General features: G+C 72.6%; 2 protein-coding genes. Both read left to right on the plus strand.

Features of this window, described 5'->3' with window-relative positions; genetic code table 11:
* Positions 1-953 (plus strand): styrene monooxygenase/indole monooxygenase family protein (locus AB0G02_RS41250; RefSeq protein ID WP_360806317.1); only part of this gene is annotated, 953 nt, incomplete at its 5' end.
* Positions 950-1,193 (plus strand): hypothetical protein (locus tag AB0G02_RS41255; RefSeq protein ID WP_360806320.1); only part of this gene is annotated, 244 nt, incomplete at its 3' end. The genes AB0G02_RS41250 and AB0G02_RS41255, both read left to right, overlap by 4 nt.

A 1,193-nucleotide genomic window follows, 5' to 3' on the forward strand; every position in this document is an offset into this window, starting at 1 on the left:
CCGTGGACTTCCGGCTCTACCTGTCCCGGCTGCTGGAGGACTACCAGCAGCGGGGTGGCCGGGTCGTGCCGCGCACCATCACGGAGGCCGCCGAGCTCACCGAACTGGCCCGCAGCCACGACCTGCTGGTGGTGGCAGCCGGGCGGAGCGCGCTGACCGACGCGTTCCCGCGGGACGCGTCCCGCTCCCCCTACCGGTCACCGAAGCGGCACCTGCTGGGCGCGCTGTTCCACGGCGTGCGGCCGCCCGAGCCGATCGGCATGACCATGCACATGGTCCCCGGCGCGGGGGAGATCCACGCGCCGGGTTACTACTCCTTCGACGGTCAGGTCACCGCGGTCCTCATCGAGGCGGTGCCCGACGGCCCCTTCGCGCCGGTGACGGACCGCGACTACGCCGACGACCCGGACGCGGTGACGAAGGCGGTGCTCGACCTGATCACCGCGCACGCGCCGGGGCTGCGGGAACGGGTGGACGACCGGGAGTTCCGGCTCACCCGCCCGATCGACGTGCTGCGGGGCGCGCTGACACCGGTGGTGCGCCACGGTTGGGCGGAGGTGGGCGGGGGCCGCTTCGCGTTGGCCATCGGTGACGCCTGGATCGTCAACGACCCGCTGACCGCGCAGGGCGCCAACCTCGGCTCGAACCAGGCGTTCGAGCTGGCCGACGCCCTGAGCGTGCACCAGGGGCCCTACGACGAGCGGTTCTGCCGCGACATCTCCGCGCAGCTCTGGGTCGCCGCGCAGCCGGTGGTCGACTGGACCAACACGTTCATCGGGGAGCCGCCACCGCAGATGCTGACCCTGCTGGGCGCCGCGGCGGCGGACCAACGGGTCGCGGACGCGTTCGTCGCCAACCTCGACCGGCCGGCGGAGATGTGGAACAGCGTCCGCAGTCCCCGCGGCACCGAGATGTTCATCGCGAAAGCACTGGCCGTGAGGAGCGGGGTATGAAGGTGGCGCTGGCGTGGGACGCGGTCGGGCCGGTCGAGGGCGGGCGGGGTCTGCTGGCCCTCGCGCGCTCCGCCGGCGTGGACACGTTCCTGGTGTTCGACCATTTGATCAACATCTTTCCGCGGCAGGCCTGGGACACCGACTTCAGCTACCTGGCGGCGGTCCTGCCCTCCCCCGACCTGTCGCTGGAGTTCGCCACGGTGCTCGGCAGCTTCGCCGCCGACGCCGGTCCGGTGCGGC

This window comes from Actinosynnema sp. NPDC023658, from assembly GCF_040639995.1.
Lineage (GTDB): Bacteria > Actinomycetota > Actinomycetes > Mycobacteriales > Pseudonocardiaceae > Actinosynnema.